The following is a 24,225-nucleotide window of genomic DNA, read 5'->3' on the forward strand; positions in this document are numbered from 1 at the left end:
ACTTTACTTTTTAGATTCAATATCTCTTGGTAACACTAAGTTTAATGCAATACCAATGACAGTTGCAACAGTTAAACCTGAAAAACTTAGTTGTGGATTTAATTGTAACATAGCGTCTCCTACTCCAATAACCAAAATAGACGATGCAATCATCAGGTTGCGACGATTATTAAAGTCTGTTTTGTTTTCAACTAGAATCCGAAGTCCGCTTGAAGCAATAACACCAAATAATAAGAAGCTAACCCCACCTAAAACACTACCTGGAATGCTTTGGATAAGGGCTGATAGCTTACCAATAAAGCTGAACAAAATAGCAAATACTGCTGCCCCAATTAAAACATAGACAGAATGGATTTTGGTGATAGCCATAACCCCAATATTTTCACCATAACTTGTGATTGCAGGCCCACCTACTAGCCCAGAAACAATAGAAGCCGCTCCATCACCTACAAGTGTTCGATCTAAACCGGGCTTTTTGAAAAAATTACGTCCTGTTAAATCATTTAATACCATAATATGGCCCATGTGTTCTGTCATAGTTACAAACGCAATTGGTGCCATGCCTAAGATTGCTCCCCAGTTGATTGTAGGGTGATTATTAATAAATAATATTTCAAAGTTAGGTACTTGTAACCAGTTAGCAGTCATAACGGGTGCAAAATCAACCAATCCTACAAGTAACGATAGAATATAACCACAGACAATCCCCAGCAAAACAGCAATTTGACTGATAAAACCTTTACCGAAAATAGTAAAAGCAATAGTTAATAATAAAGTAACAATTGCTACCGCAAAAGACTTGATATCATAGTTATTGTTAACTATCGTAGCTTGTTTGGCAGCACTTGAAGCTAGTGAAAGCCCAATTGCAATAACGATTGGTCCAACTACAACGGCTGGAAGTGCTTTATCCACCCAACCATACCCAATAAAATGAATAACTAACGCAATAACTAAGTAAACTACACCAACAGCAATAATACCTTGGGAAACCCCACTGTATCCAGCTGTCTTCATTAGGGATGCCATAACAGTAATGAAAGCAAAACTAGAACCCATGTAAAGCGGAACTTGCCCTTTGGTAATTAACAGATGAAGTAAAGTTCCTACCCCTGAAGCAAACAAGGCAATTCCTGGATTTAATCCCACTAAAATAGGTACTAAAACAGTTGCGCCAAACATAGCAAATAAGTGTTGCATAGATAAAAAAATGCCCTTAAAGAACGATGGCTTATCAAAGATATCTAATACCGGTTTTTCATTCTTCATTGTAGTCCTCCTAAAAGATTATTAGTTCAAAATTACGGCTTGTGTATCCCCTAGTTGCAACTGAACATGTTCATTAATTGATGTTGGAATATTTTTACCGATAAAATCTGGTCTAATTGGCAATTCACGATGTCCTCTATCAACTAAGACAGCTAAACAAATTCTTTTAGCACGGCCAATTTCTGATACACTATCTAAAGCTGCACGAATTGTTCGCCCTGTAAATAAAACATCATCAATTAAGATAACGGTTTTATTATCGATTGCATCTTTAGGAATATCATTGGTGACGTCTTCTTGTCGGTCATCATCACGGTGTTTTCTCACATCTAAGTCGTAAAGATTAATTTTGGTTTCTGGATTATTTTGTTCAAGAAGCTGAGCTACGGTTTTAGCTAGTGACTCTCCTCTACTCTTAATTCCTAATAAGGTAAGCTCATCAGGATTTTGTAGTTTTTCAATAATTTCATAACTAATACGAATTAGAGAACGTTTGATTTGATTTTGATCCATAATTTCTTTTGTCATAATATAATTTCCTCTCTTTTCCATATAAAAAAGGACTCCGTAAAACATACGAAGTCCTTCACTTATTTATCAGTCTTAAACGTGAATAATAAACAATTGAGCAACTCCTTGAAGTTTCACAGAACTTAATTAAAGGAATTAAATATTTTAAGTATTAGATTAACTTTAATCTTTTGAATTGTCAATTGTATCTTTTTGTAGCTGAGTTAAAATATTTTGAAATAGTTTCGGCGGATTAATATTAAATTCAACCCATTCTTGGGTTGATGGATGGTAAAAGCCTAATGTTTTTGCATGTAATAATTGTCCATGACTACTCAAAGAACGACGAGGACCATAAAGAGGATCTCCTGCAACAGGATGACTAATATACTTCATATGAACTCGAATTTGGTGTGTACGACCTGTTTCTAGCTCGCATTGAATCAAGCTGTACCCACTAAATTGTTCTAATACTCTAAAATGTGTTACTGCTTCACGTCCATCAGGAATAACAGCTTGCTTTTTACGGTCTTTGTAGTCTCGCCCAATCGGAGCTGTGATAGTACCACTTTCTTCATTAAAATTACCATGAACGATTGCTAAATACTGTCTTTTATTGACTTTATCTTTTAATTGAGCTTGAAGACTAAGCTTAGCTTGATCATTTTTAGCCACCATCAGTAATCCTGACGTATCTTTATCTATTCTATGAACGATACCTGGTCTAAAAGTTTCGCCCTCGTTAGTTCCTGAGAGCTGTGTGTGATAAAGCAGAGCATTAACTAAGGTTTGATCTGGATGTCCTGCGCTTGGATGAACAACCATTCCTTGAGGCTTGTTAACCACGATGACATCATCATCTTCGTAAACAATATCTAAAGGAATATCTTGAGCGACCAAGTCTAACGGCTTTTCTTCTGGGACTTCCCCTGTGATTTTATCTTCTGACTTAACTTGATATTTGGCTTTTTTTGGTTCACCATTTACCTTAATATCACCATTTTGAATCATTGTCTTACATTTAGCACGACTGAGTTCAGGATAAGCTGCTGCAAGAACAGCGTCCAAACGTCCTGTTTCTGTTGAAATTGTTAAATTAATTTTGTTCATGATCTTTCCCATCTAAAAATAGTAAATAAATAATAATTAACGCAACTCCACAAGTCACGGCAATATCAGCAACATTGAAGATATTGAATCGCATAAAGTCTAATTGGAACATATCAACTACATATTGTAAACGAATACGATCAATTAAATTTCCAATTGTCCCAGATAGAATCAATATAAGTCCCAGTTGACAAGTAAAGTGGCGTTTTTTTGTGCGATGGATTAAGTATAACAAGACTGGGATAGCAATAATGGAAATAATATAAAAAAATAGCATATTTCCACTGAATATGTTGCTAGCTCCTCCTGTATTTTGAACATAAGTGAATGACAAAATATTGGGCACAACTTCTTGTACTTGCCCTAGTTGAAAATTGGTTGCAATGTATAACTTTAGTAGTTGGTCTAAAATAAGCATTACTAGACCAATTAACCAAAAAAGTATCATAAATTAGTGAAATCTCCTTTAAAATAAACCGGAAATTTTACCATTTGAATCAATATCGATATCCAAGGCTGCTGGATGTTTAGATAGTCCCGGCATTGTTAGAACGCTTCCAGCATAAACCACAATAAATCCAGCTCCTGATTTCAAATCAACATCACGAACTTGAAGTGTGAAATCAGAAACAACATTAAGTTGTTTTGGATCATCTGAAAATGATGATTGTGTTTTGGCGATAATGATTGGTAAGTTTTCTTTATTATTTTGTTTAATATTTTTAATTGAATTTAAAGCTTGTTTTGAAAACGCAACATCTTTAGCACGATAAATTTCACGAGCAACATGTTTGACCTTTTCTTCGATTGATTCATTATTATCGTAGATACGTTTTGCGTTTGTAACGGGTTGGTTATCAGTAACCTCAATGATTGTTTCAGCTAAATCTTTAGCACCAATTGAACCATTTTGATGTGCATCTACTATGCAAACTTTCACGCCTAAATTTACAATTAGCTGTTTTAATGTTCTTAGTTCTTCACTTGTATCACTCGCAAAAGCGTTAATTGCGACTACAACTGGTATATTGAACTTTTGCATATTTTCAATGTGTTGTTTTAAGTTAGCAAACCCTATTTCAAGCGCCGAAACACTTTCGTTTTTGAGTTCTGAAAGAACTTGGCCTCCATGATATTTCAACGCACGAACAGTTGCAACAATAACACTAACATCAGGTGATTTGGGTAGTAATTGACTAACAAAATCATTATATTTTTCTCCGCCTAAATCAGCACCAAAGCCAGCTTCAGTTACCACATAATCAGCCATATTCAAAGCGGTAGTTGTCGCAATCACTGAGTTTGTTCCGTGCGCGATATTAGCAAAAGGCCCCCCATGAATTAATGCAGGTGTATGTTCAAGTGTCTGAACAAGATTAGGCTTAATTGCATCTTTCAACAATACTGTAATGGCGCCTTGAACATTTAAATCCTTCACGTAAACAGGCGTTTGTTCATAAGTATACCCAACTAAAACTTGACCAATTCGGTTCTTTAAGTCATCAATTCCTGTTGCTAAACATAGAATAGCCATTAGCTCATTAGCAGCTGTAATTTGAAAGCTTTCTTCACGAGGAACCCCACTAGTTCTGCCACCCATACCTACTAAAACATGACGCATAACACGATCATTAACATCCAAACTACGTTTAAACATGATTTGTCTAGAATCTAGGTTCAAAGCATTCCCCTGTTGCATATGATTATCAATTAAAGCTGCTAACGTATTAATGGCACTAGTCAAAGCGTGTAAGTCACCTGTGAAATGTAAGTTAATATCTTCCATTGGCACAACTTGACACTGTCCACCACCAGTTGCACCACCCTTTAATCCCATAACAGGACCAAGTGAAGGCTCTCTAAGCGCGAGCATACTTTTTTTATGAGTTTGGGTAGATAAAGCATCTGCTAGAGCGATGGCCATTGTTGACTTTCCCTCTCCTGCTGGAGTAGGGTTAATAGAAGTTGTCAAAATCAACTTGCCTAGTTTTTCGTTTTTCGTATATTTTTTTAAAGCATTGTTACTTAGTTTAGCCTTATAATTACCGTATAGTTCAAGATCATTTGGCTTCAATCCCAATGATATACCCACTTCATTGATAGGCTTAGCCTTAGTATTTTGAAACTCTTGTGCAATATCAATATCTGTTCTCACTAAAAAATCCTCCTGAAATAATTCAATAGAAAGTGTGATAAAGTTTATGTTAAAAATCCACACAGATGGTGCTTACCATCTTAAAACAAATCAAGCAGCCATTGGATATGTCATTGAAACATTCCCTAAATCCACATTAATCAAACAACAAGCTGAAAAAGTTTTTGCTAAAGATAATCATGAAGCAGAGTTCATAGCTTTAAAACATGCTTTAGACTACTTGATAATCACAAAGCAAACGAATCAGATATTAAGTATTGAAACAGATTCGAAAATTTTGTGTGATTCAATTAATAAAAAATATGCTAAGAATTATCAAAATCTAACGCAAGATGTTTTAAACCAGTTAAACCGGTTCTGTGCTTATTATATCAAACTTATCCCTGATAATCAGAACTTTCGAGCACATAAGTTGGCAAATAATCGGTTATTTGAATTAAACTAATTTAAGGGTTAACACAAGTCATAATTAATGATTTAATTAAAGTATTGCCTAAAATATAGAAGGAAGTGAGCATGTGATCTCAAAAGAATTAGTCCAAAGCCGAGACTCACGTACCATCTTAATTAACAATATGTCAAAAGAAGATCAGGAATATTTAAGAGAAAAATATCAACTGACTACTGAAATGTTAATCTATGCAAAGGATCTTCGTGAACGAGCTCGTGTTGAATACGATCAACCTACTCAGTCATGGATTATGATTTATAACGCAGTGGCAGAAAATTTTTCAAGACCCGTTAGTCCTATTGCTATTGTTATTCGTGACAAAAATGTTTTTGTTTTCACACGTACTGAAACACAATACATTCAGAATTATTTTTCAAAAATAGATAACACAAAGCTTCATATTCCTCTAACACATCAAACTATTTGGGAAATGGTTTTTAATGCCCTATACCAAATCACAACAGATTTCTTTGATCAAATAGAAGAATTAAATGCACAACGTCAAGAACTTGAAACCGAAATTAGAAACAGTCCCAACAATGACCACATTTTTGAGCTGGCTGATTTAACTAAGGCGATGGTTTATATGCTGACCAGTGCAAACTCCAATACAATGGCTATTGAAAGTTTCAAACTTTATAATAGACGATTAGGTATTTTAGATTTAAGTCAACTAGAATACGAACGTTTAGATGATGTGCTAATCGAAGCACGCCAAGCGCAACAAATGGCTCAGCTAACTTCTGATATTACGAATAAAGTTGCTGATACTTATAATAATTTAATTGGTAATACAACTAATAATGTGATGCGATTTTTAACTATTTATTCCATAGTACTCACAATTCCAACAATTGTGACTGGATTTTATGGAATGAACGTTGATCTTCCATTAGCAGACTCTCCTTTCTCATGGTTATTCGTTGTCGTAATTATGGTTGGTATTATCTGGTTTATGTGGTGGCAAATGAAACGACATCACTTCTTTTAAAAAAAGCTTACAAGTTTACAGGTCTTGTAGGCTTTTTTGTATGGACGTGTTATACTCCCCTCACTAAAACTTTTTATGGGGGTAACTATGAAGAAGGAAAAGGAAACATTACAAGAAAAAGCAGAATTTGGGTTATTTTCTTTTATTATGGAAGCTGCACCTATGCCAGTCATCATCATAACGCTTATTCTAACTGTTGGTATCGGTGGTAAAAGAAAGTACATGAAAAAACATAAGAAACACTAGCCTAAAATTTTGTATGGGAGGAACTATGAAGAAAAAGAAAAAAGAAACGATTAAAGAAAAAGGAATAATTGGTTTATTAGTTGACTTTTTTATGGAATGGCCACCTATTCAAATTATTTCAATAATTTTTTTATAATAATTGGCATCATTAGCAAAAGAAAAAAGCGACAAAAACACTAACCCAAAATTTTGAGGAACTTTCTTTTTACGAAGACTAGAATTAGTTGTACTCTGAGATTACTAAATTGAAAGTTTGGTGGTAATATGTGGATTGACAACTTACTTAATGTACTGTCTCATAGAATGGGGATGCTAGTCCCCTATGTAGTAATAGATTATATTTTACTATTCATTTCGTTGCCGTTTGCTTACCGAAAAATAAAACTATTAAAACAAGCAATCCCGCAATTAACGGATACTGATATGTTACATTGGCAAAGCTATAAAAGAAAAATAAGAACAGCATTAATACTGATGATTTTTCCATTTTTAATATTTATGGTCTTAATTATAGCTGGAGAGTGGGTACCTAGCTTTTATAAGATAATCGCACGACTTTTTATTATCATTTCTTTTATTGTCTACTTTTTATTTATCTTATATTATAAGCCTCGAATTTTTGATGATTATTTATCTAATAATCAAAAACAGCAATGGACAACTATTTCCCGAACTATAATGCTTTTAAATGGTCTTTTATGGATTAGTCTTTTGATGACACTACTAATTCTTTAAAAAAATAAAACCTAATCTCATTAGAGATTAGGTTTTATTTTTTTGGTTAATTTGCAATATATAATTAGTGTTTGATATTGAAACCCTTATAATCACTATATAAAGTAGAATGTTTTCCTTTTTGAAGTAGTCGCTTAATCAGTCTTTAAACTATACTTAGCTAAACACAGTCGGATGTGAAATAATTTTCTATATTATTTTGCCAATTATAAATTGTAATAGTAAATTATAACGCTAGTGCTTTGAGATAGGATATTTTTGAAAGTATAACACCCGCAGTTTAAATTCAAAAGTATAGATTTTAGTATTTGATTTTTAAATAATCAATCTTTAAATTTATACTCAATTTAGCAATGTTTTATTGATTATTGGCGACACGCGTTGGTTGAACTTGTATCATTTTGATAATCTATGATGATTTTTGATTAAATTTGACCATAAAAAAGCTCCCTCTAAGTCTAAATTTTAGGATTAACTTTTCTGAGGGAATATCATTTATACTTATTTCGTCATTTTTTATTTAACAATCAGTGTGACCATTGAAAAAATAACATTTTCTATCAAAATAAATATAGTTATCCTTAGTTAAGGTTATTTTCATCTATCTTCTATATACTTACCAACGGAATTTCGTCCTAACTTAATAAGGTATGATTTGAGTATTTCCAAGCTAAAATATAAACTAAAAAACCTCCAAATAATATGCAATTATTTGGAGGTTTTTATGGATTATTCAAGTGAAATTTCAATTATCAAGAAATTAATAAGAAAAACAGAGCTAAAACAAAATGATTTTGTTTTATTACTTGTAAATACTAGCTATGAAAAAAATATTAATTTAACTAGTAATTCAGTATTAGAGCAGTTATCAGTATCAGATTTATCTTCAGCTAATTTGTTAGAAATTGAGACAAGTTTTCGATTATCAAGTAAATACTATCGATTCTATCATAGTTCTGCTGAATTTTTAGGTTCCTTACTATTAGGAGAACTTGATAGTAATAAAAAGTTACTATTATACTCGACCACCCATCTAGATTCCAGTGCTACAGGAAGATCGATTATACCCCTGATTGCAACAAAGAAAAACATAATTAGTTTAACAAGTTCGCCATATTCTCTAGCAATAACCAAAAATAAGTTTGATTATTTTAAATTATTAGATGGTATAGTCCCAATTCCTAGAACCATTTTTTTGGAAGAAGATATTATGTCTATAGATTCATATCCAGTAATAGTTAAGCCAACACTAGAATGTTGTGCTAAAAATGTAAATTTAATTCATGATAAGGACTCATTAATTAAACAATATAAGATTATTAATTCAGAGCTAAAACAACCTGTTATTGTACAAGAATATGTTGAAGGATTAGAAATTAATGTACCTATTTTAAGATACGACAATAATAAATATTTACCCCTTCCACCGACCATAATAGTTCCAAACTCAAATAGTCAAATTCTTACGGAAGATATAATCAAAAATGGGGAATATCACTATATACTTCCAAACTCTGAAGAATATCCCTTAAATTATGAAACTATTAGACAACTTCAGGACTATAGCCAAAAAATTGCTACTCGTTTGGATTTAGGTGGATTAAGCCGAATTGATTTTAAGTTAAATAAAAGAGATAATATACCCTATGTTTTTGATATTGCTTCAATTCCTTATTTAACTAAATATGATGCTTGCTATCAATCAGTTCATTCACTTTTTCCAGATGATAGTGAAGCTTTATATAAAATGATAATAGGTTCTGCTCTTTAGTTTACCCAATATGTTATATTTGAGACCAATAAATATCTGAAATAAGCATCAGAGCTATTTCTCATTGCTCCTTTAGCTGCAGGTTCTCTTAAGTATAATCTAAAGTCGGATATTTTTTTGTTTTGCTGTATTAGCTGTAATATAGCTTCTTCTCTCTTTTTTATAAACACATGATCAAAATTAGGAATACCTTCACATACTATTTTCTGTATTTCTTTATGTATAGATAAAGCATGGCTTTTATTTTCTTGAAAATAAAGTAGTACTTGTTTATTAGTTAACAGTAAATATTTGCTATAGTTATTACTTTTGTGTAAAGATAGTCTTTTATTAATTAAAGTAATTGCATCATCTATATTTCCTTTACAAGCCAAAAATACAGCGTGATTAGAAGAGTAAATATCAGGCTCATGCATTCGTTTCTCTATTTCTTGATTAAAGAGTAATTTATCACTTTCGCGTAATATCAAGTTAATGTCTTGGTTGTCCAAAAAATTTACAACTAAGCTAACATGAAAAATAATACCCCAGTGTTCTGAAACTTTATTTGTTTTTATAAACGATTTAGCGGTAGTTAAAATTTTATTAGATTTAATATAGTTAGCCTCCCAAAAATATCTCCCTGATAAATTACATGCAGTTCGTAAATATTGTTTAGGATATAAATGTTTAAATTGAGTTAAAACTTCGTAACTTTGTTGAAGTAACACTAGTTTGTTATGAGGCAAATCAATTATGTCAATTTTACTACCTAAAATGGCATGTCTAATCTGCCAAAATTTTCTGTTATGTGTATCATTTCGTATTTTTAAAGAGTATTCATCAAGTACAGAAAAATATAGTTGGGCTATTTTTTTCTTAAATCTAGTTGGATTTAACAAATCATATGAAAATATTTGAACTTCTTTCAAACGAGTTTCAAGTTCAACATTTCTTATTTTATCCATATGGTTTATGATTTTTTCCAAAGTATCAATACTATCTTCTGTAATTAAATCTTTACCATTTTCTATTCTACCTAAACTAAGAAATTTTAAATACATTAATTCTGCTTGAATTTCGTTAACATTAAAGTAGTTTTGATTCAAGCTTAAATAATTATTTATAATATTATATGTATTTTCATAATTTTCAAATATATATTCATTATATGCTGATTGAATAACCTTTATATATTCTTTATCGAGATTACTCTTAATAAATTCAATCAATTCTGTAATTCTTTTTGAATTAAGAGTTATACTTTCTCTCATGAAATTACAATATGCTAAAGTTCCATTTATAAGTATATTTTCAACATCTTTATTGATTTTATAGTGTTGGAATTTTTCAAAATAATTTTGAGGTCTATTTTTATTTAAATAGTTCAAATAAATATCTGATCTATTTTCTTTAATATAAATTGGTGTCAATTCTTCTAACTTTTTTGAAATATCAGTATTTAATGAGATGATTCGACGACCACTAATAGAATTGTAAGATAATATTAACCCTTTATCGTATAAGTTATTTAAGTTGAATTCTATTTCATCAAAGCTATATTCAGGAATACTAGCTGCTAATTGCGATATTTCTAATGGTTCATCAAAAAGTTTCAATGTTTGTAAAACTATTTTTTGTTCAACATTTTTATTCAAAACTTTTATTAATTCATCAATAATATCGCTTACTACTGACGCTTCTAGTAAGCCGTTCTTCTTACGTAGAATAATTGATGTAGGTTGATGTGATAAGTGCAAGGTCGTCATATCTACTGGAGTGATTGGATAACATTGCACCTTTTCAGCATTACTAAATTTTTTTAAATAGAGCTCGTCTATGGTGGTTTCATCATCAATAACAACTAGAATCTTGAATAAATTCTGTTCAAGCGTAGTATTCAAATCTAACAAATAATTCATAATCATCATTGATGCTGAATCATAATACATTAATTCATCGAATATAAATAAAGCTTTTTTTTCTATTACATGCTGTTTTAGAGAACTAGTTAATTTAATAAAGTCCGAATGACTATATTTATTGAACATAGCATCAATTGTATCAGAATAATCAGCTGAAATATTGAGTAAATTAGCAACAGATGTCACAGCTGACTTCATTGAATCTTTAACAAAATTTGATTTAATATCATTGGCTCTAAAGAAAGTACCTTTAAAAACACCAAATTCTTCTTGCATTTTGTCATATGTTCCTCTGAAAATATGTGTCTGATAATCATCTAAACAAAGAGAATCTACAATAGTTGATTTTCCAACACCTATTTTATCATTTAATATTACAATATTTTCTTTCTTAAACTTGCTAATAATTTTTTGTAAAGTGTATTTTTGATAATTTAATAATTCTTGGGTGTTATTCAAATAAAAACCTCCAAATAATTGCATATTATTATTAGGTTTTATTATATCATAATAAATAGCGAAAAACAGAAAGTTTAAAGGTGTATTAATGGAAGAATATATTCAACAATTTTTAACTAACAAAAAGCTTCAAGGAATTTCAGAAAAATCTATTTCAGCATATATAATAGACTTGAAACAATTTAATAATTATTTTAATTGTAGTAATGAGGAGGTTGATATTTGCTTTAAGAAGCATATGACATCAATAATTAATAATTCTCAATACAAAAGAAATACAAAAAAACGTAAAATAATTACGATTAAGATGTTTATTGAATTTTTAAACAAAGAGTATCACTTTTCCATTAAATCTCTACCAAATATAGTTATTAGAAAGGAAACAAAATTACCCAAAACACTAAGTAGTCGAGAAGTTAGTCGATTAATTAATTATATCGATAATATACACTTATCTTCTTTAACAAAAGAGCGCGATCGGTTAAGAGATAAAGCAATTATTGAAATGATGGTTAATTTAGGGCTTAGAATAAGTGAAGTGAGCAACTTAAATATAAAAGATTATAATGATGGTAACGTAATTATTCATGGTAAAAATAATAAAGAACGACTCTTGTTCTTAACAACACATACATCAAAAAAAATAGTACAAGACTATCTAGAATGCCGAAAAAAATACTTTCCAAATCTCAAAGAAACTGCTTTTTTCTTAAACAAATACGGAGAACGGTTATCAATTTTTGGGGTTTCTAATATATACAAAAAGTATAGAAATCTCTCAAAAATTAATACTTCATCAACCCCACACTATTTACGTCATAGCTTTGCAACAGAACTTCTAAATAACGGCGCTAATTTAAGAGATATACAGGAACTTTTAGGTCACTCTAGTATCTCTACAACAGAAATTTACACATCCGTATCTACCCTCAGAAAGCAAAAAGTACTTAGTACATATGGATTTAGAAATAACATTGATGCTTAATTAAAAAGAACCTTAATAATAAGGTGTCATAATTTCATCTTTATAACACTACTAATTCTTCAAAAAATAAAACCTAGTCTCTAATAAGATTAGGTTTTATTTTTGTGGTTGATTTGCAATATACAATTGAACATCTAAATTATTGGCATATTGTAAATATAAATCAGTCCCTTTATCACTTGGAAATGGTAACATACCTGCTAACTGTAAATTATTACCTGCAATAATTAAATCGGCACTATTTTGAACATTTCCTAATGCTGGAATCTGACGTAAATATGTTGATTTTTCTCGAATAAATTGTCTGAATTCAAGATAATGTTCGTTATTTTTGTCATCTTTTAATAGTTTACTTAATGCGTTTTTAGTATCAATGTAAATAAACTGCTGAGTTGGATATTGTGACTTTGTAATTTTTTCAGAACTACCTGTAATAATTGAGACTTCAAAGTCATATCCAGGATATTTTTGATGCATATCATCTGAAATATTTTGAGCCAGCTCAAAGTATTCAGGTTTTACCTTGGCTGACGCTTTAATATAGTCATTGTCAGTATTAGCAACTGCTTCTCTAACAGTTATTGAACCACTTTGATAAACCGTAAAATCGTGATCACTTCTACTCGCTTCGGCATTATTTTGGAAAACATTAATATATACCGTAAGTGCTACCATAAAGGTTGCAAGTCCTATTGCTATTCCAATATACTTTTTCTTCATCATACTCCTCCATTCTATTACGAATAATAACATTTAATGAATAGAACTGTAAAACTAATAAAAAAGAGTTTAACAATTGTTAAACTCTTCTCTCAAAACACCGTATTTAACCGAGTCATAGTACTGACCATTTAAATAGCGTACTTTTCGAATAACGGCTTCTTTTGTCATGCCACATTTTTCGTCTAATCGCTGCATACCCTCATTACCTGACCATGTGGTAAAACCAATATGAGGTAAATAGTCAAAATAATCAAATTGATTCTGTAACCAACTTAACAAGGCTTGACTGCCAATTCCCTTTCCCCACATAGTGGAATCATAAATTGAAATACCAACCTCCAACCACTGTTTTAAGTGGTTGTCAGCCCAATAGGACATGACTAGTCCTACAATTTTATCGTTGACCATAATCATCATTGCCATTGGGCTTTTTACTAAAGACTTACCCCACCCTGTTGAAAATTCTCCGAAAGTTTGAACAGGGTCATTAAAGTACGGGCCGTTCCACTTCATCCACTCTAGGTCAGCTTTAGGGCCAAAACTAATGTCCCATAACGGTTTAAGGTTTTCTTGAGTAATAGATTTTAATTCAATATGATTAGCCATTATTTCTCCTTACTATCGTTCTGCTAGTGTTAATTTCATTCGTTTTAAAATAGATTGTGCCAATAAAACCATTACTAGTGACAATACTACTGAAATCAGTATCGTTTTCAAATCAAAGATACCAAAAGCAATACTTCTCAAGGCATTTAATTGATAAGTTAAAGGATTAATAGCTGCAATCAATTTAATTAAAATAGATGAATTATCCGACAAAACATATAATGTTGGTGCTGCATAAGAAATGGGTGTGAAAATTAACGTCATTACTAAATCTCTTTTTTGATAATCAGAGATTTTAGTACTTAACAAAATCCCAAGGGATGACCAAAATTCTAATAAAATAATCCCAAACAAAACAGCTAATAAGAAATAGACAATCTGATAAATGCCACCTGTTATTAATCCGAGTACCAATAAAACACTACATTGAAAAATAAAACCTATTGAGGGAAAAAAATTCATTCCTGTTAAATAATGCCAAGGTTGTACCCCGTTCATAAACTTAATGGCTAAAAGTCCAAATTGTTTATCGACTGAAGAGCGATACATAGCTTGCGACATTTGTGTCGTCATAAAGAATGAGAAAATCCCAATTAATGCATATTGTGCATAAGAAACGACGATACCTTGATAGTTAACGGTTTGAATACTGAGCCCAAGGGCTGATACTAGTAAGCCATACAACATTAAGGGTTGCATAAACATCGATAACAGCAAGCCCTTGTTAGTTCTAAAAGCCTTCCATTCATTGCTAGCTACAATTAAAATTGATTTTATACCTAATGAGTGGTGCCTAAAATTCATTGGATTTATTTCACTTCACGCTCCTTCAAATATTTCTCTCTCAAGTTTAAATTTGAATCGGCGATAAAGTCTGTAATTGTTCCAAAAAACTGTTGCTTGCCCTCATCAATAAACAGAATTTTGTCACTGTACTTATCTAGTAAAGTTAAATCATGTGAAGATGTTAAGACAATTCGACCTTCTTTTGCTTTTTGATTCAAAAATGTGAATAAACTTTCTGCGTTTTCAACATCTAATCCCGTTGTGGGTTCATCTAGTAGATAAATATCTGGATCACGTGCAATTTCACGAGCAATCTGGACTCTTTGTTGCTGTCCGCCAGATAAATGATCAACTGGATTATTTCTTAATTGATAAATATCAAGTAGCTTAAGTGCCTCCTCTGATTTTTGTTGAGCTGTTTTTTTAGTAAATCCTGCTAGTAAAGGACCTAACATGACATTATCATAAACAGTAGTATACCAATCCATCAATTGGCTTTGTGGGCTAAAACCTACATGAGTCATAGGATTTCGATTCTGATGAGTATCGAATTCCCAACTAAGTTCTCCTGAAACTGTTGGCAAAATCCCAATCAATGAGTTCAGTAAGGTTGACTTTCCTGCACCATTAGCACCTACTAAAGCAATGAAATCCCCTTCAAGTAGCTCAAATTGCAAATTAGTAACCACTTTTGTTTGATCATAGCCGATGGCTAGCTGATTTGTTGTAATCTTCAATCAATTCCTCCTTGATAGTAAAAGATAGTTTAGATGCTAACATTAAAATATAATTAAGTAAACATTAATTTATTTAATATAAAAACCACTAACAATATTGTTAGCGGTTTTTGAAAAAGTTTACCAACTGGCAAGTGCTTTTTTAAGATTATTTTGATAATTGGCGTCTTTAAATGGCACATTAGCTTTACCAAAATCTGTATTGTTTAAGGCATTACGTGCAGCTGGTGTTAAATCATCCCAACCAATTAAAGGCTGGCTCCCACCAACTTCGCCATTAGATGGTGAAAGTGAGTGATCGACAAACTTAGGAACGGGTTTCATATTGTCATAGCCGACTAGAGGTGTATTTCCTTTGAAGGTCTTGCCACTATAACCGTAACTCGTATAGCCACCATGTGCAGAATAAGAGACTTTCAGAACTTTAGGGTTTTTGTTAGCTGGATTATCTAACCAAACGACAATATTTTCCCAATCATGACGGTGACCGCCAATGCGTGAGTCTGGTTCATCTTTTGGGAAGTACCAAGAATACATGATTGCCCATTTACCTTGATACCAGCCTGAACGTGCATACACTTGTCCAGTACTCTTGCTAGCATTTCCACTAGGTGTTCCTGAAGCTTGTAAGCCCCCGCTGGTATTACCTGCAGCATCAACTGCTGGGAATGGCACAGCTCCACTATAAACCTTTAATACAGGCTTATATTTCTTTTCAATTTGTTCTGTTAAATTTGACGGATTTGTTTCTTTAAATCCTACCACTTTATTATGATCAATCACTGCAGCTGAAGCTGGTTGTGAGGATTGATTAATTAGGGATGCACTAAGTCCTAATGCAACCGCTGATAAAATTGTGACAACTTTCTTATTCATAGTCTTTCTCCTCCTTATTGTTAGTTATATAGTTTATCATATTTGTTTAATATTTTTAAGGTAAAAAAAAGAAGTTACCTAGAAGTAACTTCTTTACATCAATGCTCACTTTAATGTCACACTGCCCTTTGTCTGACCTGTTCCAATCATATTTTGATAGCTATCACCTACCGCCATCAATTCATCTGCAGATACATTAACTGCACTTAAAACTGGTGCTAAGTAAGGCGTCAATGATCTTGATGTGAGTGAAAGTGAGCCATAGGATTCTGCTCCAGTAAGATTACCGAAAAAGTGGTTATAAGTCCCTAAATCATGAAAGGCTGTCCTTAAAATATTAAGCGTTTCAATATTATTTCCTTGTACCGTAACTTCATTATTGACAATACTAATTGTTATATCACTTCTCATATTACTAAACCCAATGCCGGCATTCTCAAAACTAGTTTGAGGTACATTTAAAGAAATACTAGCACCATTATACTCGGTTAATAACCCATTAATTTGTTCTTGATAAGTACCATCTGATAATTTTTCTTGATTTAACTGAGTGATTGCTTGAGATAACTGGTTAAACTTATCGTTAATTTGTGTGACAATTAATGATTTTGTTTCTATGTAGTTTGTATTTCCAATATTATGTTCAATTAAGTGGTTGGTTTCTGTGGTATCGGCTTGCACAGATAAGTGCTGTGTCATCGATAGTCCAATCCCACCTAATGCTAAGACACCTGTTGTAAGTACAGCTACTTTTTTAAAATTCATTATTAAAATCCCCCTATACGAATAATCCAACTTTCGCGTATACCGTAGCACAAACTCTGTCAGTATTCTAGTTTTTGAATTAATTAGCATGATATAATGTTATTAATTAATTTCAGAGGAGGAAGTAATGTTTAATCGATTCTATAATTACTGCAGTCGTAAATCGTCACATATTGGCTCTAAATTCCACTTTTATACAGGTCTGACAGTTATATTTTCAGGTGTTTTTGCTTTCATACTAGAAAGAAAAATTACAATCCCATTATTACTTTTTGTTTCAGGATTAACTGTCATATTCCCTTTACCTAGTAAAAATAATAGGAATTCAGATTCTAAACAGGAGAAAAATAAAAAATGAAGAAAATTTTTTATGCTCTATTAACATCAGTGGCTTTTATGATGAGTTTTTACTTAGTAATTAGACTGTTAGGTTACGATGTATCTACCCCTACTTTAATTGTTGGCACCCTAATTATTATTCTTTGGAATTTAATTTATTCATATATTCGAAGCAAAAATAAAAATCAAGCTGAATAAGCTTGATTTTTTAGTGTTTTAGACACAAAAAAAGAGCCTGTAAGGCTCTTTTTTAATTATTTTTGGATGTTAACTGCTTGAGGACCGCGGTCACTTTGTTCGATATCGAAAGTAACTTTTTGACCTTCATCTAAAGTTTTGAATCCATCTGATTGAATAGCTGAGAAGTGAGCAAACACATCTTCGCCATTTTCTTGAGTGATAAAACCAAAACCTTTGTCAGCGTTAAACCATTTAACTGTTCCGTTAACCATATATAATTTCCTCCTGTTGCATATTTAAATATGCGATTTGTTGCAATGAATATTTGATAAGTAAAAGTAAAAATTATATATAATGTATAACATCACAGTTCACGTTTCAAAATCAATTACATACGTAGTATAACACGAGATAAAAACTAATGCTACTCATTTTTTATAAAAGGTCGTGAAAATATTTGTTTTCTTGTTAAATTTTAACAACTTACAATGGATATAAGAGAGTTAACATGATTTAACTCTGCAGCAATTCCAGCAAAAAAATCCACCTACTCCTAATGAGAGCTATCCTGCACTTCTTCTTTTATTTAACTAATGACTTCTTATCATTCATATTTAAGAATAGTTAGTATTCTTAGTGTTACCACAAGCGCACAGGTTACCGTGAAACTGACTATTACTAACGATATACCTAATCCACATATATAATAAATATTTTCATCTAAACATATACTTTGAAATATATTCAGCTAGTTTCAAGATACCTACTAAAATATGAATTAAAAATATACCTATTTTTGTTATAGAATGAGATTTACTTTGTGGATAATAGCTTTGGATATTTTTACTTAAATAGAGTGTTGCTATTATTAATATGATTGTATTAATTGTGTTGTTATAAATTTTAAATAAAGTTAAATATCCCAAAAAGATAAAAATTATCTCAATATATAAAACCCATTTAATCTTATCTTTAAATTCGTTTTTTAATTCTCTAGAATCCATGAACAAGGGTTTGTTGTTATCTAATAAACAATCGTTTAAAATCTGGAATTTACCTTCAATATACTTGACTAAGTGATAGTCTGGAATTCCGCGATCATTTTCCCACGCTGATATCGTTTTGCGAGAAACATTTAACTCTTGAGCTAACTGCTCTTGTGTGAGTTTATGATACTTTCGGATATATTTCATTTTTTCACTAAATTCGACAATAAATCCCCCAACCTAATAGTTTATTTTTATAGAAATATTATATACTAAGTTGAATAAATCGAAAAGGATTATCCGATGCCTTCTATCAACAGCCACAATTAAGTTTGAAAAGATATATAGTCGATTAGTCTAACTTCACATGTTATACTCATATCTAATAAACAAGGAGGACGTTTTTTATGAATCATTCAGAAAAGTTCCGTGTAATTATTGGATTAACATCTGCAATGTTGTTTGTGTTAGTATTACTCAATATATTTTTTATCCATAACAATATGTTAACTAATATTCTAAGCTTAATAATTATCATTTTGAATACATTTAATTACTTCTTCTTTTGGAGAAAAGAAAAGTAATTGAGGTCTTGTTAAGACTTCCAAAGCATCGTAAAGAAATCAAAAAGAGTCCATCAGCTACTTAGCTGATGAACTCTTTTTTGCTTTTAATATAGTATCAACTATTATTCTTATTAACCCAAATACTGATAATACAACTGTAAGAGAATCGAAAATATAAAACCAACTGTTCAAAGAACTAACATATTCCTTTTGAAATAGTAGCAGATTAAAAATCATCATTATCAAAAATACCGATAAGTATAAATATTTATCGGGAACACGTTGAAAAAATTTTTGAAATATAGGTCTAATTTGCTCATGTTTCAATACTCCGAACCACGCTATAAACACAATACACAAAAGTAATACCGATAAAAATGTACTAGTACTGGGATTCAAATGGTTGATAAGTGCAAATCCAGCTAAGAGGTTTATAGCAACAAAATAGTATTTTTTATACATATGAAGTGCCTCTTTCTTCCATTGAAATCATCAAATAACTATTACTGAACAATCATTTCATCAATCAGTGACTTTACTTCTTTTCGTTTGAACACAATAAAAGTATAGAAATTGTTGTCAGTAGTTACCGTTATCATTTTAGAGATTTTAGGGTCTTCTGTGACAGTCACTATCTCTGATGACGGAATAAATTGTGGATCTCTATGAAAGTTTAAAAAGTGTGGCTTAAAAAATAATCCCTCTTCCGCTATGGTTAAATCCCCTCGCGTATTCATACCCTTCCGTTGAATTTGTTACAAATTTATAAAGTAACCGTTTAATACCCTTTAAATTAGTTAAGGATCCTCTTTTAGTTTAAGTTTGACGTTCAATTGTTTAACATCTTTAAAAATTCGATACTATAAATTTAGGTTTTCAGATAATATAGTATATATAAAATGTTTAAATTATATAAAGGAGATGGTTAAAATATTTAAACCTTATGAACCTTGCCCCTGTGATAGTGGAAAAAAATACAAATTTTGCTGTTTTAAAAAAAGTAAAAATAATCGTAGTAATCATTCAAGTTTAGGACAGTTAATGTTTGATATGAGAAATAAATATAGAAAATCTAATTTCAAAAAATGCTTTTCTTTTGATGATCAATGTAATTATGGTTTTATCGATGCACATTCTCTCCAAAATAATGGTGTCTTAAAAGAAATATCGGAGGATAATCATGTTTATGAGCTTGCAACCAATCAAAATAAAGGACTGGAATTTAAAAAAATCGGAAAAAATCAAGCCAGTACATTTAACGGATTTTGCAAATATCATGATGAAATTTACTTTACAAAAATTGAAGATGAAAAATATAAGAATACATCTGAACAAAATTTTTGGTATGCTTATCGAGCGTGGGCATTAGAAACCCATAGACTATATAGATTAAAAAAATTTTATTCCTACGTATGTCGTGATAACCCACAATTAACTCAAAATCCATTATTTTATTATAAATATCAGGAATTAGAACTAACAATTAAAGATTCTAATATAGAGTTCGAAAAATTCAAAAAAGTATATGACAACAATCAATTTGATAGTTTAGAGACATTCTCAAAGGAGTTAAATTTCAAAGTTGGCTTTACAGCTACCACAGCAGTGGGAGTTGACATTGATCCAAGAGGACATCCTGCTGCTGATATATACAATTATGATGAACAACTGGTTATTCCTTCTCTGTTTATATCTGTACTTCCCCAAAAAGAAACAACTTTGCTGATAGTATCTCGCTTTAAAGAAGATAGTTGCTATGATAATATTATAGATTCTTTAAAGACAGTATCTACTGATACGGTTTTTGATTATATAACTTATTGTTTATCACAATTTAGTGAAAATATATATTTCTCACCTAAAACAATTGATAATTTAGAAGAAAAACAAAGAAGATTACTTCTAAAAGCATTTGTAGGAACTGCCTCTTTCACAATACAAGATAGGATAGAAACAACAATAGCAGCTCAAAATATTCGCTTGTTTAATTTGAAAATGTAATAGTTTCTTTTATTCAAGACAACTTAGCATTTTTCTGCCTCTAGCTTGAATAATACTACTTGCTGCTTCAACATACTCCTCAAAATTTTTCTTTTCTGAAAGTGCAATAATGTTTCCTCTTTTATCTAGGTAATCATTCAAAAAGTTTTTGTTTATATAATCTTCAAAATTATTAAAGTAATTAAAAAAACTATTAGCTCTATGTGTAGCCTTCTGCAAATTTGTCTTTGAAGGTAAAGTATTTTGATAAAATCGTTTTAGTTCTTTTAAAAACTTATCGAAAAAATCATTGTATGGATTATAACTACGGCAGGGATTTATTTTATAACTACATATACACTTTTCTTTGCAATCACACACTTTGAAAGTTGACGGAAAGAAAATGAAATTACCCAGTTGATAATTGTTGCAAATATATCTTTTAGATTTATCGTTGATATCATCAAATTCAAATAAATGATTATCGTTGTATTGACCCTTTTGCCTAATTATTTTTATTATTTTTAGTTGACACTCTCTATCAAGGTTGGTAAAACTTTTTTTGTAAAAATACTTAATAGCCATTCGATAAGTGTTCATCGAGTCTCCAGTGTGTATTTTAGAATCATACCATGAAAAAAGCGTTGCATTGATTGCTCGAATAAGCTTACTATTATCTGGTCTGATAGATTCTTTTAAAAAGTCATAACGAATAGCGTATCGTTTGTCTTTTTTAAATGTATCTATTGTTATTGTTTTGTTGTTGATATACTCAGTTAATAACATATCCATCTATTTCTTCTTTTCTTAATAAATCAAACACGTATTTATCGTTCTTATCTTTTCTTGCTAACGCTAGTCTTATAGGATGAGAAGGGTAACCTGTATTTTCAATGAACTTTTCTTTGGAATTCCCAAAAACATACAAATTATTATATTTCTGTATAAAATCAAAATACTCTTGATTCATGATTTTCATCTTTAAACTTCCGGTAGCGATTAATATAGGTGCATTAGGATGACGATGTATAATGGACGAAATAATTTCTTGATTACGTAATATCATCTCTTTATTATTATTACATATATTCAGTATTTCTTTTTTATCTGCTCCTGTGTGAATTTTGGTTTTCACAAAAGGGATTGTATTTATTAATATCATTTTCTTATATTGAAAATAAAAGCGTTTTATTAGTTTATTAGTTGTTGCGTCTGATTTTTTTTCATTGGAACAGCTGGGATTCATCATATAAATAACAATCGCATCTTTTCGAGAATCAGGATTATTCTCTAAATCCTTGAAAACAATAGTCAAATAATATCTCGCACTGACTTTATTTTTTGCTTCGCGACGACATTCAATTTTATCTTTTTCTACATATTCTTCACTATATTCAATTTGATTTTTTGCTTCGTGTTCAACCATTTTAAAACACTCTCCATAATTATTTTATTGTATTACCAATATACCATAATTCCAAAAAAGCAGCAGCCCACTCATCTGAGTAGACTGCTGCTTTTTTGTTATCTTTTAGCCCAAAATTGGAATAAATCGGTTCTTAAACGGCCGTTATATAGCTTACGGCGTTTGGTTGCTTTTTGATCATAGAACTTCTCAAAACTTAAGTCACTTGTCAGAATATATTTGCTCCAGTGAGTTAATGGATTAAAGACTTGTCCCATCTCTTTATAAAGTTTACGTACACTTTCAATTTCTTTCATACGTACACCATATGGTGGGTTAGCGATAATAATTCCTTCTTCAACATCTGTCTTGAAGTCTTTCACAGCACGTTGTTTGAATTCAATATCATGCAAGACCCCTGCATCATAAGCATTAAGCTTTGCAATTTCAATCATTTCTTGGTTAATATCAAAGGCTTCAATCTGAAGTTTAATATCTCGATCAATTGCTTCCTCAGCTTCAACAAGTGCTTTTTCAAGTAAAGTATTATCGAACCAGTCAAACTGTTCATAAGCAAACTCACGTTTCATTCCTGGTGCAATATTACGCGCTTTCATCGCTGCTTCAATTGGAATTGTTCCAGAACCAGTCATAGGATCAACTAATAATTGAGAACCATCGTACTTTGTTAGACCCAGTAGCCCTGCTACAAAGTTTTCTTTCAATGGTGCTTCCCCATGCTCAGTACGGTAGCCACGTTTGAATAAACTAGCCCCTGTTGTATCTAAAGATACTCTGGCAACATCTTTTGTAATCGTAATATCAAGTGGGTATGTTGCCCCGTTTTCTAGCAAGACACCACGTCTGTGATATTGTTCTGCCATTTTGTTAACGATGGCTTTTTTGGTAACAGATTGAATACTAGGTTCGTGGTGTAACTTTGAACGCACACTCTTACCTTGTACAGGAAATGCCCCATCAACTGGGATTAGTTCAGCCCAATCAATTTCGTTGATTTCATCGTAAAGTTTTTCAAAAGTTGTCACTTTAAACTCTTTAATTAGAATTTTAACACGGTCAGCAACACGTAACCATAAATTAGTTTTTGCGATATCTTCTTGTTCACCTTCAAAGAAGACACGACCGTTTTCTGTTTCGACTTCATAACCTAAGTCTTGTAGTTCTTGTTTAACTAGTGATTCAAATCCACTAGCCATTGTTGTAAATAATTGATAACTCATTTTTTAACATCCTTACTTTTTCAAAAAAAAAGCTGAGCATTAAGCTCAACTTATTATCCTATGTAAATTTCTATAAGCCACGTTCTGTTCCAGTATTTCTAGGAAAAATACCTTCAGCAATCATCTATCTGTATTTCTACCTTCATTTTTAGTTCATTTACTTAAATGAAGCGCCCCTACCAATGTTTGGGTTGCTCGCTCGCGGGGTTTACCTCGTTCCACCAATAAAGTTTCCAATATTGCTACGTCACTGTGGCACTTTCAAGCTAGTCATGCATAGTCAAAGACCTTAGCACTTTAACTGCCGTAACTTCAAAAGAAGTCCCAGGGCTTATTGGGCCAAGCACGAACACTACAGGCATCTCAGCCTGTGCGGGCGTGGACTTTCCTCAGCAATCATAAAGATTACCGCGATTGCTCAAAACCTACATTTTATATCATACCATATT

General features: G+C 31.3%; 26 protein-coding genes and 1 other RNA gene. 9 read left to right on the forward strand and 18 right to left on the reverse strand.

Annotation, left to right across the window (positions count from 1 at the left end; all coding sequences use genetic code 11):
• Positions 1–3: 3 nt before the first annotated feature.
• The 5 genes from FC86_RS05260 to FC86_RS05280 all read right to left on the reverse strand — a co-directional run bounded on the left by FC86_RS05260 (position 4) and on the right by FC86_RS05280 (position 5,044).
• Complete coding sequence (locus tag FC86_RS05260) at positions 4–1,269, reverse strand: uracil-xanthine permease family protein (RefSeq protein ID WP_056975022.1); 1,266 nt, start codon at positions 1,267–1,269, stop codon at positions 4–6.
• A 21-nt stretch (positions 1,270–1,290) separates the two neighbouring features.
• Positions 1,291–1,797 carry a bifunctional pyr operon transcriptional regulator/uracil phosphoribosyltransferase PyrR gene (gene pyrR, locus FC86_RS05265; protein WP_056975249.1) on the reverse strand — a complete coding sequence of 169 codons (507 nt, stop codon included), beginning with the start codon at positions 1,795–1,797 and terminating at the stop codon, positions 1,291–1,293.
• A gap of 165 nt (positions 1,798–1,962) precedes the next feature.
• Positions 1,963–2,892, reverse strand: a complete 930-nt coding sequence (locus tag FC86_RS05270; protein WP_162257581.1) for an RluA family pseudouridine synthase — start codon at positions 2,890–2,892, stop codon at positions 1,963–1,965.
• Positions 2,876–3,337: a signal peptidase II gene (gene lspA / locus FC86_RS05275; protein WP_056975024.1), complete on the reverse strand. Its 462-nt coding sequence runs from the start codon at positions 3,335–3,337 to the stop codon at positions 2,876–2,878. Before lspA ends, FC86_RS05270 begins: the two co-directional genes overlap by 17 nt.
• 18 nt (positions 3,338–3,355) lie before the next feature.
• Positions 3,356–5,044, reverse strand: coding sequence for a formate--tetrahydrofolate ligase (locus FC86_RS05280; RefSeq protein ID WP_056975025.1), 1,689 nt, complete (start codon positions 5,042–5,044; stop codon positions 3,356–3,358).
• 46 nt (positions 5,045–5,090) lie between these two features.
• Between FC86_RS05280 and FC86_RS05285 the strand changes: the two genes are divergently transcribed.
• The 5 genes from FC86_RS05285 (at position 5,091) to FC86_RS05300 (ending at position 9,238) form a co-directional block, all read left to right on the forward strand.
• Entirely contained in the window at positions 5,091–5,489 is a 399-nt protein-coding gene (locus tag FC86_RS05285) for a reverse transcriptase-like protein (protein ID WP_056975026.1), read from the forward strand.
• Positions 5,490–5,562: 73 nt separating this feature from the next.
• Entirely contained in the window at positions 5,563–6,486 is a 924-nt protein-coding gene (locus FC86_RS05290) for a magnesium transporter CorA family protein (protein WP_056975027.1), read from the forward strand.
• An 87-nt stretch (positions 6,487–6,573) separates the two neighbouring features.
• Positions 6,574–6,732, forward strand: a complete 159-nt coding sequence (locus tag FC86_RS06560; protein WP_156403349.1) for a hypothetical protein — start codon at positions 6,574–6,576, stop codon at positions 6,730–6,732.
• Positions 6,733–6,996: 264 nt separating this feature from the next.
• Positions 6,997–7,467: a SoxR reducing system RseC family protein gene (locus FC86_RS05295; protein WP_056975028.1), complete on the forward strand. Its 471-nt coding sequence runs from the start codon at positions 6,997–6,999 to the stop codon at positions 7,465–7,467.
• 724 nt (positions 7,468–8,191) lie between these two features.
• Positions 8,192–9,238 carry an ATP-grasp domain-containing protein gene (locus FC86_RS05300; RefSeq protein WP_056975029.1) on the forward strand — a complete coding sequence of 349 codons (1,047 nt, stop codon included), beginning with the start codon at positions 8,192–8,194 and terminating at the stop codon, positions 9,236–9,238.
• On the opposite strand, the gene FC86_RS05305 is transcribed toward FC86_RS05300, so the two are convergent.
• Positions 9,235–11,601 (reverse strand): hypothetical protein, encoded by a 2,367-nt coding sequence (locus tag FC86_RS05305; RefSeq protein ID WP_056975030.1) that lies wholly within the window; start codon positions 11,599–11,601, stop codon positions 9,235–9,237. The genes FC86_RS05300 and FC86_RS05305 overlap by 4 nt on opposite strands.
• 88 nt (positions 11,602–11,689) lie before the next feature.
• On the opposite strand from FC86_RS05305, the gene FC86_RS05310 reads away from it, so the two are divergent.
• Positions 11,690–12,586: a tyrosine-type recombinase/integrase gene (locus FC86_RS05310; RefSeq protein ID WP_056975031.1), complete on the forward strand. Its 897-nt coding sequence runs from the start codon at positions 11,690–11,692 to the stop codon at positions 12,584–12,586.
• 96 nt (positions 12,587–12,682) lie between these two features.
• Here FC86_RS05310 and FC86_RS05315 read toward each other — a convergent pair whose 3' ends face one another.
• From FC86_RS05315 to FC86_RS06620, 6 genes are all read right to left on the reverse strand, one after another.
• Entirely contained in the window at positions 12,683–13,306 is a 624-nt protein-coding gene (locus FC86_RS05315) for a hypothetical protein (protein WP_056975032.1), read from the reverse strand.
• A gap of 69 nt (positions 13,307–13,375) precedes the next feature.
• Positions 13,376–13,915, reverse strand: a complete 540-nt coding sequence (locus FC86_RS05320) for a GNAT family N-acetyltransferase (RefSeq protein ID WP_056975033.1) — start codon at positions 13,913–13,915, stop codon at positions 13,376–13,378.
• 12 nt (positions 13,916–13,927) lie between these two features.
• Entirely contained in the window at positions 13,928–14,728 is an 801-nt protein-coding gene (locus FC86_RS05325) for an ABC transporter permease (RefSeq protein WP_056975034.1), read from the reverse strand.
• Positions 14,725–15,438 (reverse strand): metal ABC transporter ATP-binding protein, encoded by a 714-nt coding sequence (locus FC86_RS05330; protein ID WP_236692296.1) that lies wholly within the window; start codon positions 15,436–15,438, stop codon positions 14,725–14,727. The genes FC86_RS05325 and FC86_RS05330 overlap by 4 nt, the downstream gene beginning before the upstream one ends.
• Before the next feature lie 120 nt (positions 15,439–15,558).
• The gene (locus tag FC86_RS05335) at positions 15,559–16,314 is read right to left on the reverse strand and encodes an NPP1 family protein (RefSeq protein WP_056975035.1); all 756 of its coding nucleotides are present in this window, start codon (positions 16,312–16,314) and stop codon (positions 15,559–15,561) included.
• 105 nt (positions 16,315–16,419) lie between these two features.
• Entirely contained in the window at positions 16,420–17,079 is a 660-nt protein-coding gene (locus FC86_RS06620; protein ID WP_056975036.1) for a hypothetical protein, read from the reverse strand.
• 354 nt (positions 17,080–17,433) lie between these two features.
• Between FC86_RS06620 and FC86_RS05350 the strand changes: the two genes are divergently transcribed.
• Complete coding sequence (locus FC86_RS05350) at positions 17,434–17,616, forward strand: hypothetical protein (protein WP_056975038.1); 183 nt, start codon at positions 17,434–17,436, stop codon at positions 17,614–17,616.
• Between the two features lie 56 nt (positions 17,617–17,672).
• On the opposite strand, the gene FC86_RS05355 is transcribed toward FC86_RS05350, so the two are convergent.
• Both FC86_RS05355 and FC86_RS05360 read right to left on the reverse strand, forming a co-directional pair.
• Positions 17,673–17,870, reverse strand: a complete 198-nt coding sequence (locus FC86_RS05355) for a cold-shock protein (RefSeq protein ID WP_056975039.1) — start codon at positions 17,868–17,870, stop codon at positions 17,673–17,675.
• A gap of 444 nt (positions 17,871–18,314) precedes the next feature.
• On the reverse strand, positions 18,315–18,791 hold the full coding sequence (locus tag FC86_RS05360) for a helix-turn-helix transcriptional regulator (RefSeq protein WP_056975040.1): 477 nt from the start codon (positions 18,789–18,791) through the stop codon (positions 18,315–18,317).
• A gap of 200 nt (positions 18,792–18,991) precedes the next feature.
• Between FC86_RS05360 and FC86_RS06570 the strand changes: the two genes are divergently transcribed.
• On the forward strand, positions 18,992–19,168 hold the full coding sequence (locus tag FC86_RS06570) for a hypothetical protein (protein WP_156403351.1): 177 nt from the start codon (positions 18,992–18,994) through the stop codon (positions 19,166–19,168).
• Between the two features lie 903 nt (positions 19,169–20,071).
• Positions 20,072–21,151 (forward strand): SEC-C domain-containing protein, encoded by a 1,080-nt coding sequence (locus FC86_RS05375; protein WP_156403352.1) that lies wholly within the window; start codon positions 20,072–20,074, stop codon positions 21,149–21,151.
• A 9-nt stretch (positions 21,152–21,160) separates the two neighbouring features.
• On the opposite strand, the gene FC86_RS05380 is transcribed toward FC86_RS05375, so the two are convergent.
• The 4 genes from FC86_RS05380 to rnpB form a co-directional block, all read right to left on the reverse strand.
• Positions 21,161–21,922: a DUF6994 family protein gene (locus tag FC86_RS05380; RefSeq protein ID WP_056975044.1), complete on the reverse strand. Its 762-nt coding sequence runs from the start codon at positions 21,920–21,922 to the stop codon at positions 21,161–21,163.
• Positions 21,903–22,556: a DUF1643 domain-containing protein gene (locus tag FC86_RS05385; RefSeq protein ID WP_056975045.1), complete on the reverse strand. Its 654-nt coding sequence runs from the start codon at positions 22,554–22,556 to the stop codon at positions 21,903–21,905. The genes FC86_RS05380 and FC86_RS05385 overlap by 20 nt, the downstream gene beginning before the upstream one ends.
• A 98-nt stretch (positions 22,557–22,654) precedes the next feature.
• Positions 22,655–23,776 (reverse strand): THUMP domain-containing class I SAM-dependent RNA methyltransferase, encoded by a 1,122-nt coding sequence (locus FC86_RS05390; RefSeq protein WP_056975046.1) that lies wholly within the window; start codon positions 23,774–23,776, stop codon positions 22,655–22,657.
• Positions 23,777–23,844: 68 nt separating this feature from the next.
• Positions 23,845–24,202: RNase P RNA component class B (rnpB, locus tag FC86_RS06490), an RNA gene on the reverse strand.
• Positions 24,203–24,225: the final 23 nt, after the last annotated feature.

Origin of the sequence: Holzapfeliella floricola DSM 23037 = JCM 16512, assembly GCF_001436605.1 — a bacterium.
GTDB classification, from domain to species: Bacteria; Bacillota; Bacilli; order Lactobacillales; family Lactobacillaceae; genus Holzapfeliella; species Holzapfeliella floricola.

What these genes read in the sequence shown, in the direction of transcription:
- FC86_RS05260 (WP_056975022.1), bottom strand. Translation starts at nt 1,269, where the DNA reads ATGAAGAATGAAAAACCGGTATTAGATATCTTTGATAAGCCATCGTTC.
- pyrR (WP_056975249.1), bottom strand. Translation starts at nt 1,797, where the DNA reads ATGACAAAAGAAATTATGGATCAAAATCAAATCAAACGTTCTCTAATT.
- lspA (WP_056975024.1), bottom strand. Translation starts at nt 3,337, where the DNA reads ATGATACTTTTTTGGTTAATTGGTCTAGTAATGCTTATTTTAGACCAA.
- FC86_RS05285 (WP_056975026.1), top strand. Translation starts at nt 5,091, where the DNA reads ATGTTAAAAATCCACACAGATGGTGCTTACCATCTTAAAACAAATCAA.
- FC86_RS06560 (WP_156403349.1), top strand. Translation starts at nt 6,574, where the DNA reads ATGAAGAAGGAAAAGGAAACATTACAAGAAAAAGCAGAATTTGGGTTA.
- FC86_RS05295 (WP_056975028.1), top strand. Translation starts at nt 6,997, where the DNA reads ATGTGGATTGACAACTTACTTAATGTACTGTCTCATAGAATGGGGATG.
- FC86_RS05300 (WP_056975029.1), top strand. Translation starts at nt 8,192, where the DNA reads ATGGATTATTCAAGTGAAATTTCAATTATCAAGAAATTAATAAGAAAA.
- FC86_RS05310 (WP_056975031.1), top strand. Translation starts at nt 11,690, where the DNA reads ATGGAAGAATATATTCAACAATTTTTAACTAACAAAAAGCTTCAAGGA.
- FC86_RS05315 (WP_056975032.1), bottom strand. Translation starts at nt 13,306, where the DNA reads ATGAAGAAAAAGTATATTGGAATAGCAATAGGACTTGCAACCTTTATG.
- FC86_RS05320 (WP_056975033.1), bottom strand. Translation starts at nt 13,915, where the DNA reads ATGGCTAATCATATTGAATTAAAATCTATTACTCAAGAAAACCTTAAA.
- FC86_RS05335 (WP_056975035.1), bottom strand. Translation starts at nt 16,314, where the DNA reads ATGAATAAGAAAGTTGTCACAATTTTATCAGCGGTTGCATTAGGACTT.
- FC86_RS06620 (WP_056975036.1), bottom strand. Translation starts at nt 17,079, where the DNA reads ATGAATTTTAAAAAAGTAGCTGTACTTACAACAGGTGTCTTAGCATTA.
- FC86_RS05350 (WP_056975038.1), top strand. Translation starts at nt 17,434, where the DNA reads ATGAAGAAAATTTTTTATGCTCTATTAACATCAGTGGCTTTTATGATG.
- FC86_RS05355 (WP_056975039.1), bottom strand. Translation starts at nt 17,870, where the DNA reads ATGGTTAACGGAACAGTTAAATGGTTTAACGCTGACAAAGGTTTTGGT.
- FC86_RS05360 (WP_056975040.1), bottom strand. Translation starts at nt 18,791, where the DNA reads ATGAAATATATCCGAAAGTATCATAAACTCACACAAGAGCAGTTAGCT.
- FC86_RS06570 (WP_156403351.1), top strand. Translation starts at nt 18,992, where the DNA reads ATGAATCATTCAGAAAAGTTCCGTGTAATTATTGGATTAACATCTGCA.
- FC86_RS05375 (WP_156403352.1), top strand. Translation starts at nt 20,072, where the DNA reads ATGGTTAAAATATTTAAACCTTATGAACCTTGCCCCTGTGATAGTGGA.
- FC86_RS05380 (WP_056975044.1), bottom strand. Translation starts at nt 21,922, where the DNA reads ATGGATATGTTATTAACTGAGTATATCAACAACAAAACAATAACAATA.
- FC86_RS05385 (WP_056975045.1), bottom strand. Translation starts at nt 22,556, where the DNA reads ATGGTTGAACACGAAGCAAAAAATCAAATTGAATATAGTGAAGAATAT.
- FC86_RS05390 (WP_056975046.1), bottom strand. Translation starts at nt 23,776, where the DNA reads ATGAGTTATCAATTATTTACAACAATGGCTAGTGGATTTGAATCACTA.